At 60.9% G+C, this 1676-nt stretch carries 2 protein-coding genes; both read left to right on the top strand.

Annotation, left to right across the window (positions count from 1 at the left end; genetic code table 11):
• On the top strand, positions 1–430 hold a 430-nt coding region (locus HX846_RS03855; RefSeq protein ID WP_178964998.1), incomplete at its 5' end, for a TolC family protein.
• Between the two features lie 12 nt (positions 431–442).
• The gene (locus tag HX846_RS03850) at positions 443–1387 is read left to right on the top strand and encodes an aldo/keto reductase (protein WP_177047087.1); all 945 of its coding nucleotides are present in this window, start codon (positions 443–445) and stop codon (positions 1385–1387) included.
• Positions 1388–1676: the final 289 nt, after the last annotated feature.

The following is a 1676-nucleotide window of genomic DNA, read 5'->3' as shown; positions in this document are numbered from 1 at the left end:
CGCGTCGGGCAATGGTGGTACGGCGCTGTGGGGTTTTGCCGCCGGGTTGGCGGGGCCGATCTTCGATGGCGGAACTCTCAAGGCAGAGCGCCAGGCCGCCGTGGAGGGCTACAACGCCGCGCTCGCCAACTATCAGCAGACCGTCATCAAGTCCTTCGGCCAGGTCGCAGACACCTTGCAGGCGATCAACCACGACGCCGAGGAGTACCAGGCACAGACCGCCGCGCTACAGGCCGCCGCCAACAGTTTGCGCCTGAACCAGCAGGCCTATGGGGCAGGGGAGAGCGGGCTGTTGCAAGTGCTGGAGGCACAACGCGCCTATGAGCAGGCCCTGCTCGGGCAGATCCGGGCGAGCACCGCCCAACATCTCGACACCGTGCGGTTGTTCGTGGCGCTCGGTGGTCGCTCGGTCAACGATTTCAAACGCTAGTGGAGCAAACACATGAGCTATTACGATGCACTTCGCGATACCCGTTTTCCTTTGCAGCATGGTTCGGGCGCGATGCCGGCGGTGGGGTTCGGGACGCTGTTCAGGGATTTGACGGCCACCACCCAGGCGGTCACGCAAGCGTTGGAGGCGGGCTTTCGCCATTTCGATTGTGCGGAGCGTTATGGCAACGAAGCGCAGGTCGGCGCGGCGATTCACGATGCGGTGGCGGCCGGTAAAGTCCGGCGCGAGGACCTGTTCATCACCACCAAGCTGTGGAACAACAACCATCGGCCCGAGCGTGTGGTGCCGGCGTTCGAAGCCAGTTGCCGCCGGCTTCGGGTGGAGGTGATCGACTGCTACATGATCCATACGCCGTTTGCGTTTTTGCCGGGTGACGAGCTGCACCCACGGGATGCGTTTGGGCATGTGTTGTATGACTCGGGGGTGACGTTGATCGAGACGTGGCGGGTGCTTGAGCGTCTGGTGGATGAGGGGCGTTGCAAGTCCATCGGGGTGTCGGATATCAGCCTGGAAACGCTGCGGGAGTTGGTGGCGGTGGCGCGGATAAAGCCTGCGGTGGTGCAGGTTGAGTCACACCCTTATCTGCCGGAGTGGGAGCTGTTGGAGTTTTGCAGGCAGCATGGGATTGTGGTGTTGGCGTTTGCGCCGTTGGGGCATGGGATGAGGCCGCGGGTGCTGGATGAACCGGTGATTACCGGGATTGCACGGCGGGTGCGGAAGACGCCGGCTCAGGTTGCGTTGGCGTGGTCGGTGCAGCGTGGGGTGGCGTTTTTGACCTCGTCGGTGACGCCGGCGCGGATACGGGAGGATGCGGATATTTCTACGTTGCCGCAGGTGGCGATGCGTGAGATTGAGCAGGACATTACGACCCGGGTTCGTTTTAATCCGGTGATGGATACTGGGGTGTTGGGGTTTATTTCGCGGGAGAAGTGTTGAGTTTGGCCGGAGGAGGGGGGTACATATCCGTTATTTAGGTTATGGCTACTTATGGTTTCGCTCTTACAGCGAGTCACTTTGCAAAAGCGGCAGGGGGCAGTTAGATCAAGATCAAAAGTAAGAGCACGGCTGCCTGAGAGCCGACCTGAGTGTTAAAAGCAAAGGCAAAAGCTGCTTTTCTGTAGGAGCTGGCTTGCCGGCGATGCAGACAACTCGGTGAATCAGACACACCGAGGTGATGCCATCGCCGGCAAGCCAGCTCCTACAGTGGACCGTGCCCGCTTTAGCT

It is taken from the genome of Pseudomonas sp. K5002 (assembly GCF_013386655.1).
Classification (GTDB): domain Bacteria; phylum Pseudomonadota; class Gammaproteobacteria; order Pseudomonadales; family Pseudomonadaceae; genus Aquipseudomonas.
This window is presented reverse-complemented; position numbering and strand designations above follow the sequence as displayed.